Here is a 1487-nt window from a genome sequence, read left to right on the forward strand (position 1 = left end):
CAATACCGGTGACTTTGGTGGGTTCTGGTCGTTGGATGGGGTGTGCCAAGGCCGGGTCAGGTGAAGTCGTCGGGGGTTGATCGGTTCTCGGATCGGATCGCGTTGGGGGTGCTGACGCGGGCGTTTCCGCCGGAGCTGGTCGACGAGGTGGTCGCCGAGTGCGGCAGGGTCGAGCAGCGGACGCGGCTGCTGCCGGCACGGGTGGTGGTCTACTTCGTCCTGGCGATGTGTCTGTTCTTCGGGCAGGGCTATGAAGAGGTGGCCCGGCTTCTGGTCCAGGGGCTGGAGCGCGAAGGCCGGTGGGTGAATACCTGGCGGGTGCCCACGACGGCGGCGATCGGCCGGGCCCGGTTGCGGCTTGGGCCGGAGCCGTTGCGGGCCCTGTTCGCCCGGGTGTGTAGGCCGGTGGCGGTCGCGCGGACGCAGGGGGCCTGGTACCGGCGGTGGCGGCTGGTCGCGGTGGACGGCACGGTTTTCGACGTTCCGGACACCGCGGCGAACGCCCGGTTCTTCGGGCGTCCCGGCACCAGTCGCGGGCAGGGCCGCAGTGCGTATCCGCAGGTGAGGGTGGCGGCCCTGGCCGAGTGCGGCACCCATGCCGTGTTCGCGGCCGAGGTCGGACCGCTCAAGGTCCACGAGACCGTCCTGGCCCAGCGGCTGTTCCCCACGCTGACGGAGGGCATGCTTATGCTCGCCGACCGGGGCTTTTGCGGCCTCGATCTGTGGCGGGCCGCGAAGGCGGGCGGCGCGGACCTGCTGTGGCGGGTCCGCAGCGTCGCCGTGCTTCCCGTGGTCGAACTGCTCGACGACGGCTCCTACCTGTCGGAGATCGTCGCCGCGCGGGACCACTACCGGCGCGCGGACCCCGAGCGGGTGCGGGTGATCGAGTACACCCTCGGCCCACGCGGCGGTGACGGCACCGTCTACCGGCTGATCACCACCCTCCTCGACCCCGCCCAGGCACCGGCCGAGGAGCTTGCCGCCCTCTATGCCCAGCGGTGGGAGATCGAGAACACCCTGGACGAGATCAAGAACCACCAGGGCGTCCCGGGGCTGGTGCTGCGTTCCCGGCACCCGCGCGGCGTCGAACAGGAGATCTTCGCGTTCCTACTGGTCCACCACGCGCTGCGGGACCTGATGCACCAGGCCGCCCTCAAGACCGGGCACGATCCCGACCGGATCTCCTTCACCCGCACCCTTCGCGTCGTCCGCCGCCATGTCACCGGGCAGGCGGCGCTTTCCCCCCCTCGCGACTGGCTCGGTCCATCGCCCAGAGCCTGCGTGAGATCACCGAACGGCTGCTGCCCGCAAGACGGTTGCGCTCCAACCCACGCGTGATCAAACGCAAGATGTCCAACTGGGCCCTCAAACGAGCCGAGCACCACAGCCCACCACGGCCGGACACCCCGACGGTCCGGCTGGCCGGGCCAACCAGAGCCACTTCAGCCAGCCGGAAAAGAGCCTAAATCACCGGTATTGGCCCTAGG

Annotated in this window: 1 protein-coding gene; it reads left to right on the forward strand. The window is 70.1% G+C overall.

What is annotated here, in order from left to right; translation table 11 throughout:
• Positions 1–42 precede the first annotated feature (42 nt).
• Complete coding sequence (locus tag ACWEQO_RS34755) at positions 43–1338, forward strand: IS4 family transposase (protein WP_452986493.1); 1296 nt, start codon at positions 43–45, stop codon at positions 1336–1338.
• The last annotated feature ends 149 nt before the right edge of the window (positions 1339–1487 follow it).

This window comes from Streptomyces sp. NPDC004051, from assembly GCF_053604275.1.